A 15,287-nucleotide genomic window follows, 5' to 3' on the forward strand; every position below is an offset into this window, starting at 1 on the left:
TCGACGCATCTGCGTCGATTAAGCAACTTGAGGTTTGTTGCCACCTTGGATGAAGTATACATCATACCAAGTGATAAATGTGTAGAGTGTCCAAATCTTACGACGCGCATCCACCTTGCCTTGGTAGTTATCATCTAATAATTGTAACACTGCCTTTTGATCGAAGAATTCGACAACGAAATCCTTTGATAATTCTGCTCGTACAATCTGATAGAACTTCTCTGTACGTAACCAGTCCTTAATTGGAACTGGGAAACCAAGCTTAGGACGTGCTGCCCATTCCTTAGGAATATGACGGAACGCAGCTTGACGGAAAGCATACTTCGTATTGTGTTCGTTGAATAAATACTTTGTAGGAATTACCTGTGCACATTCCATCATCTTCTTATCAAGTAACGGAACACGTAATTCAAGAGAATGTGCCATAGACATCTTATCAGCCTTCAACAAGATATCTCCAGGCATCCATTGGTGCATATCCAAGTACTGCATCTTTTTGATTTCAGATAAGTTCTTTACCTTTGCATACTTATCCATCACAATCTCTTTGACAGATGGTGCGTTGCGATATTCTGGTTTCACAATCGCGGAAGCTTCTTCTTCCGTAAATACAAGTGCTTGGCCAATAAAGTATTCTTCAGCAGGTTGTACTGCTTTTAGTAAATGTAACTTACCTGGGAAGTTTGGCAACTTCTTTAAGTGTTCTGATAACTTATGACGCTTACTTTGAGATAACTTCTTAAGAGCCTCACCAAGCTTACGAACTGTCATAGAATTTGAATGCCAACCATAATCAATATAACCAGCAAATAACTCATCGGCACCCTCTCCACTCATAACAACCTTCACATCGCGAGCAGCGAGTTCTGATAAGAAGAACAGTGGCACAACGGATGGATTGGAATCTGGTTCATCTAAATAATATTGAATCTGTGGGAAGTATTGGAACGCCTCTTCACCAGTTAATGTACGAGACGTATTATGTAATCCTAAGATATCCGTTAAAGCTTTTGCTTCTGTAGATTCGTTATAAGAAGATCCAAAACCAACAGAATAAGTCTTTGCTGGTTTTAAGATAGACGCAACTAAACTAGAGTCTACACCAGATGATAAGAAAGAACCAACTTCAACGTCCGCAATCTTGTGTGTTGCGACAGATTCCTGTACTGTTTCATCAATAAAGTTTACAGCCTCTTCTAGAGTCATATCCTTTTCTTCTTGATGTAAATCCCAATACTGTTGAATATCTAACTTACCATCCTTCAAGATGAAATAATGTCCTTCTGGTAAACGATATACATTCTTAAAGAAACATTCTTTGATTGCTGGATATTGGAATGTTAAGTATGGTTTTAAAGCTTCCTTATTTAACTCCTTTTTAAAGGATGGATGGTGTAAGAAAGACTTGATTTCAGATCCATACATAAATACTTCGTCCGTATTGTAATAATAGAATGGCTTAATTCCAAAATGGTCTCGTGCACCAAATAATTCCTTCTTCTCTGTATCCCAGATAACAAAGGCAAACATACCGCGTAACTTTTGTAAAAGTGCTACACCATACTCTTGGTAACCATGAATTAATACTTCTGAGTCTGTATTTGTCTTAAAGTGATAACCCTTTTCAACTAATTCCTTACGAATAGTCTGATAGTTATAGATTTCACCATTAAATGTTAAAACCTTTGTCTTTTCTTCGTTGTATAAAGGCTGACTACCACCTTCTAAGTCAATGATACTTAAACGACGAAAACCTAAAGCTGCATCGTCATCAATATATTGACCCGCGCTATTTGGACCACGGTGGATAATCGCATCCATCATTTCTTTAATAATCACTGCTTTTTCACTCTGTGTTTTTTTATCTACAAATCCTACAATTCCGCACATAGAATCACTCCTTTAAACAATGTTATTTGCACTAGTTAGTATAACATATATATCTATTGATTACTCGCTCCTTCAAACATGCATTTTCCAAAACTTTTTATTGAAGTATCGATTCTCATTTAGTATAATCTATTAGCAAGCTTCAATAACGGCGCGTTGGTGAAGCGGCTTAACACACCGCCCTCTCAAGGCGGCATTCACGGGTTCGAATCCCGTACGCGTCACTGCTAAATCGACCACGGTCGATTTTTTAATTTAGTAAAAAAAGAATAGTACAATACTATTCTTTTCAAGTTTTATTCTAACAATCAACTTTATAACTATATACAATATCAATACCTAATTTAACGAATGTAACAATTAGTACTGCGATAATCAAAGTAGTATTATCTAGCAGAAAACTAATTACCACAATAATAAATCCTGCTATAACACCTGTAAGACCTGAAAATCTTTGACACTTTTTCCAGATTTCATCATTCTTCATCGTCTGTTTTGTACGAAAGCCTAGAATACTATTCCGTTTAACTTTAGGCATAATATTATTGATAACAATTAAGAAGATTCCTATGATAATAAATGCTATTTGAATAAATGTAAGTGATGCAAACTCTAATTTCTCAATCTTATTTAGACTTGAATAAATCATAAATCCATAAAGTACATTGAAGATGAGTAAAACACTGGTACCAATAAACAAACTACTCTTCTCATTATTGTTGCCTTGAAGCTCTTGTTTCTGTGCAAGTTTTCCCATCGCTAATGAAAAGAATCCAAACGCAATCGTTACAACTGGCAATATCAAGATTTCATATTTACTGCCCCAGCGATCAACAACATTATTGATATTATAGTGAGCTGGTATTACATCAGGTAAAAACTGTAATGCAATCAGACTAGCAACTAGAGGCAAAAACATAAGTACATAAAATAATTTTTTATTCTTCATTTTTTTCTCCCTTCAATTCAGAAATCCACATGAGTGCTTCATCCAAAATAGATAAGTTTAATTCATAGTAGATAAAATTCTTATACTTTGTTTCGTAAATCAAATCAGCTTTTTTGAGCTTTGCTAGATGGTACGATAACGCTTGTGGAGACATTCCTAATTGTTCAGCTAAATCTCCAGAACTGATTTTTCCCTCTTTTAATTTCATCAAGACATTCCTTCGATTATCATCCGCAAGAGCCGTTAAAATATCTTTGATTGCCATTCCATCACCTCGTAATCTATTTAAGTATTTCTTTAAATAGATTATAAATCTATCAACTATTAAATTCAAATCTATTTAAAAATATTTTTTAATAGTTAGTATAAAATATTAAAAAAGAAGGACTTAGGAAAGTCCTTCTCTATCTTTTCTCGCACGTTCTTTGTACATAGCCTTCTTCTCTTCACGAATCTTGCTACGAATCATTTCACGCTTCTTCTGACGATGTACACGATCAATCGCTGCTGCACGTTTCTTCTTGTAGCCTGGCTTAACCTTTGTATTCTTCTTCGTCATAATCATGGCTATTTTCTTCTCTAGCTCATCATCTGTCTTAAGACGCTTTTGTCCATAAGGATGAAGTGTTTGCCAACCCGTTGTACGATGACGGGCATGATCAAACTTAATACCACGCTTTTGTAAGGAACGAATTGCTTGATCATCACTTTCTTGATACAAGGCATAACATGTGCCTGTAGACCCTGCTCTACCTGTTCTTCCTGCACGATGGATATAGTATTCTAAATCTTCTGGGAATCCACAAGAGATAACATGTGTTACTTCTCCAATATCGATACCACGTGCAGCTAAGTCAGTAGCCACAACGTATGTATGTTCTGCATTAGCGATACTCTTCATGGCTTGCTTTCTCTTACGACTTGTAAGATCACCATGAATCTCACTGACAGACACTTTATTCTTACGAAGTTCTTCCGCAATCAAGGAAGCTTCTTGGCGTGTATTAGCGAAGATCAAACATACATAAGGCTGAAAGCCTGGTAGGATTAATAAAATTGTCTCTGCATAACTATGATGATAACAAGGTACTAGCACGTGTTTAATATCTGGATTAAAGCGTACCTTTTCACCAATCTGATATGTAATTGGATGATGCATGTACTTATTGATAAATGGCTTCAATTGCTCTGGCATAGTAGCAGAGAATGCAAGCATCTGTAAATGTTCGCCTAGTCTTCCCGCAAATGCATCAATTTCGTCTAGGAAACCATATTCTAAGGTCATATCCGCTTCATCAACCACAAGCATACTTGCTTTATCAATACGTAAAGCACCACCATTTAAGAATAAGTCCTTAATTCTACCTGGTGTTCCGATTACGATATGTGGTTGAGACTTTTCAAGTTGTTCAATATCCTTACTTCTCTCACGTCCACCAACATATAAGCGTACACGTATTTCTGGCACAATCTCTGTCATGACTTTCGCCATCTCATAAATCTGTGTCGCAAGTTCACGTGTAGGTGCAGTAATAACAACCTGTGCTTCATCCTTAGTAGGATCAATCTTTTCCATAATTGGAATTAAGTATGCATGCGTCTTACCAGAACCTGTACTAGAAAGACCAATCACATCCTTACCACGTAAAGCAGATGGTATCACCTGTTCTTGGATTGGTGTTGGTTGTTTGAAATGGTTCTTCTCAATAAAGGCCATTGTTGTATCTTTTAGATTAAAATCTTCAAATTTTTTCATCTTATCACCTATAATTAGTATAACCGATTTTATTTACGGTTTGAAAGGACTCTGATATGGAAATCATAAAAGTCATCCCTAGAGGGTATTGCCAAGGTGTTGTTCGTGCAATTCTCATTGCAAAGAAAACAGTCAAAGAAAACCCAGATACCCCTGTCACAATGTTGGGTATGATTGTACATAATCAATTTGTAGTTGATGCTTGTCGCAAGTTAGGTATCAACTTTGTTGAGGATAAGAATAAGACACGCATGGAACTATTAGAAGAAATTCCAAGTGGTATCGTTATCTTTACTGCTCATGGTGTAAGTGATGATGTTATCGCAGCTGCGAAAGCCAAGGGACTTACTTGCGTTGATGCGACTTGTCCTGATGTCATCCGTACACATAACCTTGTTAAGGAACATAGTGCAGTTGGTGACATCATCTATATCGGTAAGAAGAATCATCCTGAATCCGAAGGAACTGTTGGTATCTCTGATAAGATTCATCTTGTGACATCCATTGATGATGTAGATACGCTCAAGAATGTATCTCTTAAGAATATTCTCATTACCAATCAGACAACACTTTCCATGTTAGATACAGCTGAAATCATCGCACACTGTAAAAAACTCTTCCCTGACGCAATTGTCGCAAAGGAAATCTGTAACGCTACTAGCAAGCGCCAAGAAGCAGTACTACAACTACAAGATGTTGACTTGCTTATTGTTGTCGGGGATGTACGTTCCAATAACTCTAATCAACTTGCCAAGATTGCCAAACATGCAGGCATCCAAAAATCCTATCTCATTGACAGTGTTCTAGATTTAACTCCAGACATGATTGATGGACATAAACGTATCGCAATCACAAGTGGGTCATCTACACCAAACTCTATCACCGACCAAGTCGTTGACTTCTTAAATGAATATGCACGCACAGGCATCTGGCAATTACCAGAGACTGTTAACGTGCAATTAATCTAAGATCTTCTAATTCCTCTTTGGTAAGAGGCCTATATTCACCTGGTTTTAAAGTTTCATCTAAAACTAGATTCTTCATACGAAGGCGTTTCAAATATACAACTTTATCACCAATAGAATTGAATATGAATTTAATCTCATGGTACTTCCCTTCTTGAATAATCAGTGTACAAGAAGTATCAGAGATTTTTTTATATACTGCTGGTTTATAACTTACACCATTGTATGTAACACCAGATTCAATCTTTGCAATATCCTCTTCTGTTAGTGGTAGTGTATGTTCTACATAATACTCTTTTTCAACATGTTTCTTTGGCGATAATAGTTCATGTGCCAAAGGACCATCATTGGTAATCATAAGCAAGCCTTCAGTATCTTTGTCTAAACGTCCACACGGAAACATTCCTTTATAATCTTCCGCAATTAAATCTAAAACAGTAGGACAGTTTTTACCTTCTGTAGCACTGATATATCCAGCCGGTTTATTTAACATGTAATAAACATATTTTTCATAAACTACAGGAATATCATCCACAAAAATCTCTGCTGTATTTTCATCAACACGCATGTCAGAAGACTTTGCGATTTCACCATTGACACGAACACGTTTCTCTTTGACAAGTTTTTTCACTTCACTACGACTGCCAACACGTGCATTTGCTAGAATACGGTCTAGGCGTAACATTTAGGCACCTCGACGTAGAATACGATTGAACATTCCACGTAAATCGCGATGGAAGATAGACTTAGGTAGACGGAATAATTCACTACTAACAAAGTATACTCCCATTCCTAATGTTCCAATGATAGCTACGAATATAATCGCTAATAAACGAGAATATTGTGTAGGATCGATGCCAATCCATCGTATGATGACATAAATACCATTCATCGCAAAACAGCAAATGATAATCTTCACCAAGCGAATAATCATATTCTTCACACGCACTGGATATGTCTTTTGAATCTTATAAATACTTAGTGCGATAAATGTAATCTCACAAAGAATACTAGAGATGATAGCCCCTGAATATCCAAATAAATAACAACATGGATAGAATGTAACAACCTTAACCAAGAATCCGATTGAGAAGTAAATCAGAGTATGTCTTCTCATCTTTAAGGACAATAAGATTGATAATAATACTGGTGTTACTGTTGTTCCAAACGCTAAGATACTGGACCAAAATAAAGCTACCTGGCCATATTCTAATTCCTTAGCGCCATACATGATGTAATAGATAGGACCGGATAAAGCAGCCATCGATACACAGACTGGAATAACAATATAGAATACTGTACCAAGACAGTCTTCTAGCGACTTACGTAGTCCCTTCCAATCCGCATGAACTAAAGAAACAGTGATAAATGGAACAGCACCGGCCGCAAAACCATTACCGATAACCTGTGGGATAGATGTTAACTTATCACAGTTTGTCTGGATAATACTCAATAACATTGTGGCTTGGTTATGTTGCATACCTAAGCCTTCCATCACAGACACAAAGAAGTTTGTATTCACAAGTACCTGTGAGTTTGCCAAGATAGAACTTAGCAAGAATGGAATCACATACATCACAAACTCATGAATCAACTCTTTGATTGCAACGGAGTTTGTAGATTGTAGTTTGGCTTTTTCTTGTACATCCCTAAAGTGTTTACGGTCAAAATTCATAAACTGTAGTAAGGCTACCATCGCACCGACACCAGTACCACCAACCGCTGTATAGATATACACAATCTTTGGAAGATGTAGAATGTACACAACAAACCAACCTGCACCAAGTAAGAAACCTACACGTACAAATTGTTCAATTACCTGTGATAAGGAATACTGTTGCATTTCCTTCGCACCTTGATAATATCCACGATAACTATATAAAACAGATACCAAGAATAAAGCCATCGCAAGAATCACGAATGAGTTTTGCATCGCCGCTAGTTCATTGGCTGTATAGGACGTACCACCTAATGCTCGAGCAGCTAATGGCCCTGAAAAGCCAATGAATAATACAGCCATCACAAAGCCAGAAACCATTAATAAACTTGTCGCTAAGATACGTACTAACACAACCGTCTTATAGTCATTTTTAGAAAGATATTTTGCAACGAGTGCTGCTAAGGCAAATGGAATACCAGCACTACAGATTTGTAATAGAATCGTATAATAGTCAAATGCAGCAGAATAATAAATCATATCCTGCTGTCCAACAATTGCTTTAAATGGAACGATATAGAATAAACCGATTAATTTTGTAATAAAGATACCAGCAGAAGTCGTCAAGGAACTGGCAATAAACGATTTTTTAATTGTATTTGTTTCTTTCATATCCAACTCCTCTTACTTCTTATATTGAAGCTCTTTTTGTATGTACTGTTTTACCACTTGTTTATTTGATTGATCACGCCATTCTACAACAAATTTCAAGTTAATATGATCTTCAGAACTTTCACCACTGATAACAAGTCCTTTCATTAGACCCTTTGATTTATCCACTTGATTTGGTACAAGTGATACATCCGTATCAAAAACACCTAACGACGGCATCATCTTGTCATTATCCGCAAACGCAATATCATTTTCCACCGCAAAAATACGGCAATGATACATTTCAGTCTTTGGATTGTCTATAATTACATAATAACGATATGTACCATCCGATAACTGTGTCATCTCTGTACTAATCGAAAAATAATCACTAGAATCTAGATAGTTTTTTGTATTTAAAACTTCTGTATAATAACTTTCATATAATTTCATAGCCGCGTTTGTTTCTGCCTCTTTTTTAGCACAACCAGATAACATGCAGATACAGATTGCAATGACCAATAAATATCTATACATACAAATACCTCGCCTGTAATTATACCATAGAACAGTTATAAAAACGGATAGCCTTTTGACTATCCGCATGCTTTAGAATGTTAATACAAAGTAATTCTTTTTACCTTTTTTAAGGATGGAGAATTCTTGGTTGATAGCTTCTGACTGATGTAATACAGCCTGAATATCTGTAACCTTATTACCGTTTACTGATACAGAACCCTGTTCAATTAATTTACGGGCTTCCGATTTAGACTTACATACTTCTGCAATCACAAGTGCATCAATCAAAGTTACACCATCTTCTACAGCTGCCTTCTTGGCATCTGCTAGACCTTCCTTCATCTCCTCTGGAGATAAAGTCATAATGTCACCCTTAAAGAATGTCTCTGTGATACGGAGTGCCTTCTCTAAACCATCTTTACCATGAACTAGTTCTGTTAGTTCAGCTGCGAGTGCTTTCTGACCTTCACGCTTTTCAGGTGCATTCTTAAGAGATTCTTCATAACCCATAATCTCCTCTGGTGTATGGAAACTTAGTCTCTTAAGGTAGTCTACAATATCCGCATCTGGTGTATTTAACCAGAACTGGTAGAATTCATACGCATTTGTACGAGTAGGATCTAACCAGATATTCTTACCTTCTGACTTACCAAACTTAGACCCATCACTCTTTGTGATTAATGGAGAAGTAATGCCGAATACCTTCGCATTATCACCCTCCATCTTACGGATCAGTTCCATACCAGAAGTTAAGTTACCCCATTGGTCAGAGCCACCAATCTGAATCTGGCAGTTATACTTCTTAAATAAGTTATACCAGTCAATAGACTGTAAGATTGTATAACTAAATTCCGTGTAAGAAATACCAGAATCTAATCTCTTCTTGATGGTATCCTTTTGTAACATGTAAGAGATGTTAAATAACTTACCATAGTCACGTAAGAAGGCTAATAAGTTCATCTCGCCCAACCAGTTATTGTTGTTTTCCATGATAGCTGCGTTAGAGCCTTCAAAGGATAAAAATTTTGCTAACTGTTCACGGATACACTCAGCGTTATGAAGTACTTCTTCATGTGTTAATAGTTTTCTTTCTGTTGTAGGACGTGGATCACCAATCATACCTGTAAAACCACCACATAATGCGATTGGTTGATGTCCTTGAAATTGGTAACGACGTAATAATAGGATTTGTTGTAAGTGTCCTACATGGAGAGAATCTGCTGTTGGATCAAATCCACAGTAGATTGTTGTTGGATTCTTAAGTTGTTCGCCTAGTCCTTCTTTATCTGTACAATCTTTGACTAAGCCACGCCACTGTAATTCTTCAATAAAATTCATATACTAATCCTTTCCTAGCGCCATAATAAAAGGCGCCCATATTTCTAAGGACGCCTCAGCGCGGTACCACCTTAGTTTACGAATCATCGTACACTCATTTCTCTTTAACGCAGAGTAACGGCCTACCTTTTGAGATAAACAGCTCCTAGATGTATTCATCACCGATACAGAATTCCTTTCACCAACCGGAATCTCTCTAAACATGCATACATGTGACTACTCATTCTATTCAACGCTTTTAGTTCTTTGTTGTCTGTCTTGGAGTAAACAGATAACTTAATTCAATGCTTTCGCCCTTTTCTTCGTGATTTTCTTCTTCATTCTGTAATAACTTTGTCATAACACGCATAGAAACAGCGCCTAAGTCATAAGATGGAATGGAGAAACTAGAAATCTGTGGACGTACCATGGAATTATACTTCGTATCGAGTACACATACAACTTCCATTTCTTCTGGAATGGAAATGTTGTTTTCTCTACTAGCATTTAACAATGCGAAGCATTGGGAATCTCTATTTGCGATAACCACATCATAGCGATGGTCTTTCATCCACTTCGATAAGAATGCATAAGATGTACGTGCATCAGAAGGAATCGAAATTGCGCCAGTAAACTTCTTACCACGCGCTTCATATGCTTTCTTTGCTCCAGCAATCATCTTTTCATATTGCTGTGGATTCTTACGATCTTCTAAGATGCCAATGTTATCCTTACCTTCTTCTAAGAACTTAGAAACAAGTTCAAAGACAGCTTTTTTGATATCTACATAAACACTACTGATACCCTTACCATTAATCTTGTTACCAATGACAACGATTGGAATATTGTACTTGCTTAATGCATCCATATCACCAGCTACTAACTTATCATTGAAGATTACTACTCCATCCACATGTGACTTGATAATATCTTCAATTACCGTATTGATATCTGTAATACCAGCAGTGATTGTATGTAACATAATGTTATAGTTATAAATCTTAGCTACATCAATCAAACCATTAATAACTTGACCTGTATAAGTAAAGCTAGCTTCAGGAACTACTAAACCGATAGAAGTAGACTTCTGTAATGCTAGGCCTTGTGCAATCGCATTTGGTTTATAACCTAACTTTTCTACTGCAGCTTCAACACGTTCTTTTGTAGGTGCTTTTACAACGTTTGAACCGTTGATTACACGGGAAACGGTAGCTAGCGAAACGCCAGCTTCTTTAGCGACATCGTAGATTGTTACTCGTTTCATCGTATCCCTCCTACTTTTCATCCTTAGAGTGAATGATATTGCGTACTGTTTCAATACTCTTATCTACAGCTTGTTTTGTAGTATCCTTCACTTTTTGAATCGTATCTTGTACATCAGGACGACTTACAAAATCATTTACCTTTGTAATTGTCTTTTGTGTTGTGTCCTTGATAACATTTGTGAGTTCTTTTGTCTTAGGTACGATATAATCCTTGGCTTGTTGATAAGCATCACTAGCCTTATCTGATACATTTTTTACTTTAGGATCTTGCTTGAATTCATCAAGCTTAATCATCGCTGTATCATAAGCCTTTGTCGCATTCTTTTTAATATAATCTAATGTCTTACGAATATCTTCGTTTTCATTGAGCTTTTCAGCCTTTTCTTTGACAACAGAAGCTGCTTTCTTAGTCTTATCTACAACTTCTTCTTTGACCGTATTAAAAGTTTTCACAGTTGTATCTTTCATCTGCTGCAATGTTTCCGCATGTGGTGCGATAAAATCAGGAATCTTAAACTGTTCATCTTCCTTTTCAGAAGTTTCTTCAGTTGTAATCTTTCCTTCTTCTTCCGTACTTAGTTCTTGAATTTTACGTTTGAGATCCTCAACTGTCTTTTGAATTGATTCAATAGGCTCAGTACTGTCGTCAAACTCGTTGAATGTAGATTTTTCATCTTTCTTTAATTCATCAGCCATTTGTAGTCTCCTTTTCAACTTCCTGAACTTGTACAGGAAGATCTTCCTCTGGATTTACACCAGTCTTAATTGTTTGTTTCAATGAATCTAATTTATCATTTGCAAAATCTGTTACTTTACCAATCGCAGCAGATGTCTTGTCATGAACCTTATCAAAGGTCTTGCTGTACTTGGCAACAGTATCTAATGGTGCTTGAACCTTCTCGATACTCTTATCCACTAAACGTAGCGTAGGATCTAAACCTTCGATTGTTTTCCTTAAAGCGTCGATAGTCTGCCACAGCTTTCGTAATAAGATACACAAAAACACCAACACTACTGCTCCTATAATTGGTAATAGTTGTGTACATACGATTTGTAAATCTTGTATCAATTGATCCATATGATTACCTCTTTCCACCATTATAGTCATTTATGAAAAAGTTTTCAATCATAGAATATGCTATTTCAAATAATTCCCACAATTGATAAATTCGCATTTTTATAACATTATTCAATATTTTTGGTGTAATTATCTACTTATAATTCGATTATTAGTTTCAACATGAACATCAGATTAAATATTATAAATATGAAACAATTTCAAAAATAAGTGGTTACGCTTACGATTATCTATAGCAAATCTATTTAAATCATATTTATGATCTAATATTCATACAATATAAATTTCTAATGCGGATTATAAGCAATTAAAAAAGAGTCTTGTAAATTATTCGACACATTACAAGGCTCATTTTTATTAGATTATTCTTTGTCTTTATTTACGACATTTTTGATACCGTCGATTGTACCCTCAATAGCATCCTTTACATTATTAGCGAAATTATTTACCTTTTCAGTAACATCATCCTTATTTTCGTTAACAATATTCTTAACGCCATCTACAGTTCCTTCAAAAGTATCCTTAACACCTTCAGCAACTTCCTTTACTTTAGCAGTTACCTTTTCCGCAAATCCTTCTTTTTCTGTTTTCACATCACCAGTTAATTTGCCTACTTCTTCTTTTACTGCACCTTTTACTTGATCGATTTTATCATTCAATGACATAGTATGTCCTCCTTTTCTCGAGCATATATGCTCGTTAACTCTAATTGAATCATAGAGTTTTGCATAGAGTATACTAAATAATCGAGAAAATCCCTCTCAAGTAGTTCATATACTTTAGCAACGTCATCATAGCATATATATTGTATTTCATATAATCATAGACATCTTAAATTTCATTTAACAATAAGCACATATCTTTGGATTTGTTAATAAAAACCGACTGGAATTACACCAATCGGTTAATCACTATTGAACAAGTTTTGGTCCAATTTCTGTTACATTACCAGCACCCATGGTAATACATAGGTCTCCTTCTTCAAGATGACTACGTAAGTAGTCTTCAATCTCTTCAAAAGTTGGTAAGTAGAAGGATGTAACTTTACTTTGATCCATTAACTTTGAGATATCTTCTGCACTTATACCTGTTGTATTCACTTCACGAGCAGCGTAAATTTCTGCAAGTATTACTACATCCGCATTCTCTAATGCCTTTGCGAACTCAGCCAGTAAAGAAGATGTACGTGTATAGGTATGTGGTTGGAATACAACATATAACTTCTTATGTGGATAATGTTTTGCGGCGTTGAGAGTAGCTTCAATTTCTTGTGGGTGATGCGCATAGTCATCAATTACCGTTGCACCATTACACTTACCCTTATATTGGAAACGACGATCTACACCACTATAGCTTACTAGTCCCTGCCTTATCGCATCAAAATCAATACCAAGACTATAAGCTGTTGCGATTGCGGCTAATGCATTATCTACGTTATGCATACCTGGAACTAAGAGTTGAACATCACCAAGTTTTTCATCTTTGTAATACACTTCAAAACCAGGATTACCTAATGCATCATAGACAATATTTCTTGCATGCATATCCCCACCTTCACCAAAGCTAATCACAGTACCCTTAAAATCACCGATAATATACTCTTTATTATGAATACTATGGTTAATTACAAGTGTTCCGCCTTCTTTGATACCTGCAGCAAACTTTCTAAAGGATAAACGAATATCATCTAAATCCTTAAAGAAGTCTAAATGATCTGCTTCTACATTTAGGATAATTCCAACAAGTGGCTTTAGCTCTAAGAAACTATTTGTATATTCACAAGCCTCTGTTAAGAATGTTTGTCCTCTACCAACACGGATATTACCACCAATATGCGCAAGCATACCACCTAAACTAATTGTTGGATCAGTACTAGCTGCCATCAAGATATAACTCAACATTGAAGTTGTTGAAGTTTTACCATGTGTACCACTAACAGCGATACTATTCTGATAGTTCTCCATCAGTTCCCCAAGTAACTCTGCCCGTGTCATCATTGGAATTTTCTTCGCTACACTAGCAATATACTCAGGATTATCTGGATGAATCGCAGCCGTATACACAACTACATCAATATCATCTGTGATATTCTCAGCCTTTTGACCACCGTAGTATACTTTCGCACCGTGTTGTTCTAGCATCTTCGTTAGTTCAGTTTCTTGGTTATCAGATCCACTCACCTGAAACCCACGATCTGCCAACACTTTTGCTAGACCACTCATACTAATTCCACCGATTCCGATAAAGAAAATATGAACTGGCTTATTAAAATCTAATGTATATCTTTTCATAAGACCTCCAAAAAACAAACGGTCGACATCGAAAGCGAATCTCTTTCAAACGTTAACGACCGTTTTGATAAACTATTTATTTACGTGAACTATGATCGTTCAAACTTGAACGAGAGATAATTGTTGTACTATCTTCAGCAGTCTCTCTTTCCAAATCACCAAAGCTTAGATTTGGGAATAATTGATCATCGTTACCGAAATCAAATTCAGAAGTTGCTGTTGTCCCAAACAAATCATCATCTTCCTGCTTTGGTTCTTGATCACGTGTGCTGAGAATATCATCTAATGAGAATTCAGGAATCTCATCCTCAACAGTTGGTGATGGAATCGTTACTGGTTCACTCTTCTTTACAGTTGCAGTCACAACTGGTTCTTCAACCTTAATAGTTGGCTTCACTGGCTTTTCAACAGCGATACCATACATCGGTGAAAGAATTGGTGTAACGTTCTTTTCGAACTTAGCCTTTTCTTTTTCAGTGAGCTTGGAAGTAGTTGTCTTTACGGCATCCATATCCTTTTCATCGATACCGAAGATAGGACTGATAACTGGATTAAAACGATATTCCTTAGAAGGCTTCACTTCTTCACGCTTTACTTCAGGCTTAACAGCTGGCTTCTTCTCAACTGGTTTGCTATCCTCATCATCAAGATTAATCATTGTCGACTTCTTAGGTTCATTATCTAAAAATACTGAGGATGTTTTTACAGGTTCTTGTTCAGCAACTGTTTCTGGTTCAACTGGTAATGCAGGTACTGCTGGAATCTCAGGTGCTTGCTCAGTTATAACTGGAATTTTTGCTGTTTGCTGTAATGAAGATGTTTCTGGCTTTACAGCAGGTGTTACTGGAGCAGAGGCTGCAACTTGTTCTGCTTCAGTATTGTCTTCTACAAATTCGTCATCATCCTCAAATAATAAGTTTTGTAATTTCTTGAGCATAAGGTCTATCCT

15 protein-coding genes, 1 tRNA gene and 1 other annotated feature are annotated in these 15,287 nt (G+C 36.3%); of the genes, 2 read left to right on the top strand and 14 right to left on the bottom strand.

Translation table 11 applies throughout. The annotated features are described in order from the left end of the window. Nucleotides 1-18 precede the first annotated feature (18 nt). A complete protein-coding gene (asnB, locus tag RYK16_RS02150; RefSeq protein WP_314850468.1) occupies nucleotides 19-1,890 on the bottom strand; it encodes an asparagine synthase (glutamine-hydrolyzing) in 1,872 nt (623 codons plus the stop codon). Between the two features lie 150 nt (nucleotides 1,891-2,040). Here asnB and RYK16_RS02155 point away from each other — a divergent pair. Beyond that, a tRNA-Glu gene (locus RYK16_RS02155) sits at nucleotides 2,041-2,114 on the top strand. Nucleotides 2,115-2,191: 77 nt separating this feature from the next. On the opposite strand, the gene RYK16_RS02160 is transcribed toward RYK16_RS02155, so the two are convergent. From RYK16_RS02160 to RYK16_RS02170, 3 genes are all read right to left on the bottom strand, one after another. Next, the gene (locus RYK16_RS02160) at nucleotides 2,192-2,839 is read right to left on the bottom strand and encodes an SdpI family protein (RefSeq protein WP_314850469.1); all 648 of its coding nucleotides are present in this window, start codon (nucleotides 2,837-2,839) and stop codon (nucleotides 2,192-2,194) included. Next, entirely contained in the window at nucleotides 2,829-3,104 is a 276-nt protein-coding gene (locus RYK16_RS02165) for a metalloregulator ArsR/SmtB family transcription factor (protein WP_294024864.1), read from the bottom strand. Before RYK16_RS02165 ends, RYK16_RS02160 begins: the two co-directional genes overlap by 11 nt. Before the next feature lie 123 nt (nucleotides 3,105-3,227). After that, nucleotides 3,228-4,595, bottom strand: a complete 1,368-nt coding sequence (locus RYK16_RS02170) for a DEAD/DEAH box helicase (protein ID WP_314850470.1) — start codon at nucleotides 4,593-4,595, stop codon at nucleotides 3,228-3,230. A gap of 56 nt (nucleotides 4,596-4,651) precedes the next feature. Between RYK16_RS02170 and ispH the strand changes: the two genes are divergently transcribed. Further along, on the top strand, nucleotides 4,652-5,563 hold the full coding sequence (gene ispH / locus RYK16_RS02175; protein ID WP_314850471.1) for a 4-hydroxy-3-methylbut-2-enyl diphosphate reductase: 912 nt from the start codon (nucleotides 4,652-4,654) through the stop codon (nucleotides 5,561-5,563). Here ispH and RYK16_RS02180 read toward each other — a convergent pair. The 10 genes from RYK16_RS02180 to RYK16_RS02225 all read right to left on the bottom strand — a co-directional run bounded on the left by RYK16_RS02180 (nucleotide 5,544) and on the right by RYK16_RS02225 (nucleotide 15,275). Then, nucleotides 5,544-6,245: a pseudouridine synthase gene (locus RYK16_RS02180; protein WP_314850472.1), complete on the bottom strand. Its 702-nt coding sequence runs from the start codon at nucleotides 6,243-6,245 to the stop codon at nucleotides 5,544-5,546. The two genes, ispH and RYK16_RS02180, sit on opposite strands and share 20 nt — an antisense overlap. After that, nucleotides 6,246-7,889, bottom strand: coding sequence for a polysaccharide biosynthesis C-terminal domain-containing protein (locus tag RYK16_RS02185; RefSeq protein ID WP_314850473.1), 1,644 nt, complete (start codon nucleotides 7,887-7,889; stop codon nucleotides 6,246-6,248). It abuts the gene before it with no gap. 12 nt (nucleotides 7,890-7,901) lie between these two features. Further along, nucleotides 7,902-8,405, bottom strand: coding sequence for a hypothetical protein (locus RYK16_RS02190; protein ID WP_314850474.1), 504 nt, complete (start codon nucleotides 8,403-8,405; stop codon nucleotides 7,902-7,904). Between the two features lie 72 nt (nucleotides 8,406-8,477). Continuing rightward, nucleotides 8,478-9,725 (bottom strand): tyrosine--tRNA ligase, encoded by a 1,248-nt coding sequence (gene tyrS / locus RYK16_RS02195; RefSeq protein ID WP_314850476.1) that lies wholly within the window; start codon nucleotides 9,723-9,725, stop codon nucleotides 8,478-8,480. A 43-nt stretch (nucleotides 9,726-9,768) separates the two neighbouring features. Next, nucleotides 9,769-9,967 (bottom strand) — a binding site (T-box leader). Then, on the bottom strand, nucleotides 9,964-10,968 hold the full coding sequence (locus RYK16_RS02200; protein ID WP_298664386.1) for a LacI family DNA-binding transcriptional regulator: 1,005 nt from the start codon (nucleotides 10,966-10,968) through the stop codon (nucleotides 9,964-9,966). Its footprint overlaps the feature before it by 4 nt. 10 nt (nucleotides 10,969-10,978) lie before the next feature. Then, the gene (locus RYK16_RS02205) at nucleotides 10,979-11,665 is read right to left on the bottom strand and encodes a hypothetical protein (protein ID WP_314850478.1); all 687 of its coding nucleotides are present in this window, start codon (nucleotides 11,663-11,665) and stop codon (nucleotides 10,979-10,981) included. Next, nucleotides 11,658-12,047, bottom strand: coding sequence for a DUF948 domain-containing protein (locus RYK16_RS02210; protein WP_314850479.1), 390 nt, complete (start codon nucleotides 12,045-12,047; stop codon nucleotides 11,658-11,660). The genes RYK16_RS02205 and RYK16_RS02210 overlap by 8 nt, the downstream gene beginning before the upstream one ends. Nucleotides 12,048-12,409: 362 nt before the next feature. Next, a complete protein-coding gene (locus RYK16_RS02215; protein ID WP_314850481.1) occupies nucleotides 12,410-12,712 on the bottom strand; it encodes a CsbD family protein in 303 nt (100 codons plus the stop codon). 246 nt (nucleotides 12,713-12,958) lie between these two features. Further along, nucleotides 12,959-14,338, bottom strand: a complete 1,380-nt coding sequence (gene murC, locus RYK16_RS02220) for a UDP-N-acetylmuramate--L-alanine ligase (protein ID WP_314850482.1) — start codon at nucleotides 14,336-14,338, stop codon at nucleotides 12,959-12,961. Between the two features lie 76 nt (nucleotides 14,339-14,414). Further along, a complete protein-coding gene (locus tag RYK16_RS02225) occupies nucleotides 14,415-15,275 on the bottom strand; it encodes a hypothetical protein (protein ID WP_314850483.1) in 861 nt (286 codons plus the stop codon). Between the last annotated feature and the right edge of the window lie 12 nt (nucleotides 15,276-15,287).

The organism is uncultured Solobacterium sp. (genome assembly GCF_963550625.1).
GTDB lineage: Bacteria > Bacillota_I > Bacilli_A > Erysipelotrichales > Erysipelotrichaceae > Bulleidia.

Bases quoted from the DNA above. Each gene is read 5' to 3' on its own strand.
- asnB (WP_314850468.1), bottom strand. From the start codon at position 1,890: ATGTGCGGAATTGTAGGATTTGTAGATAAAAAAACACAGAGTGAAAAA.
- RYK16_RS02160 (WP_314850469.1), bottom strand. From the start codon at position 2,839: ATGAAGAATAAAAAATTATTTTATGTACTTATGTTTTTGCCTCTAGTT.
- RYK16_RS02165 (WP_294024864.1), bottom strand. From the start codon at position 3,104: ATGGCAATCAAAGATATTTTAACGGCTCTTGCGGATGATAATCGAAGG.
- RYK16_RS02170 (WP_314850470.1), bottom strand. From the start codon at position 4,595: ATGAAAAAATTTGAAGATTTTAATCTAAAAGATACAACAATGGCCTTT.
- ispH (WP_314850471.1), top strand. From the start codon at position 4,652: ATGGAAATCATAAAAGTCATCCCTAGAGGGTATTGCCAAGGTGTTGTT.
- RYK16_RS02180 (WP_314850472.1), bottom strand. From the start codon at position 6,245: ATGTTACGCCTAGACCGTATTCTAGCAAATGCACGTGTTGGCAGTCGT.
- RYK16_RS02185 (WP_314850473.1), bottom strand. From the start codon at position 7,889: ATGAAAGAAACAAATACAATTAAAAAATCGTTTATTGCCAGTTCCTTG.
- RYK16_RS02190 (WP_314850474.1), bottom strand. From the start codon at position 8,405: ATGTATAGATATTTATTGGTCATTGCAATCTGTATCTGCATGTTATCT.
- tyrS (WP_314850476.1), bottom strand. From the start codon at position 9,725: ATGAATTTTATTGAAGAATTACAGTGGCGTGGCTTAGTCAAAGATTGT.
- RYK16_RS02200 (WP_298664386.1), bottom strand. From the start codon at position 10,968: ATGAAACGAGTAACAATCTACGATGTCGCTAAAGAAGCTGGCGTTTCG.
- RYK16_RS02205 (WP_314850478.1), bottom strand. From the start codon at position 11,665: ATGGCTGATGAATTAAAGAAAGATGAAAAATCTACATTCAACGAGTTT.
- RYK16_RS02210 (WP_314850479.1), bottom strand. From the start codon at position 12,047: ATGGATCAATTGATACAAGATTTACAAATCGTATGTACACAACTATTA.
- RYK16_RS02215 (WP_314850481.1), bottom strand. From the start codon at position 12,712: ATGTCATTGAATGATAAAATCGATCAAGTAAAAGGTGCAGTAAAAGAA.
- murC (WP_314850482.1), bottom strand. From the start codon at position 14,338: ATGAAAAGATATACATTAGATTTTAATAAGCCAGTTCATATTTTCTTT.
- RYK16_RS02225 (WP_314850483.1), bottom strand. From the start codon at position 15,275: ATGCTCAAGAAATTACAAAACTTATTATTTGAGGATGATGACGAATTT.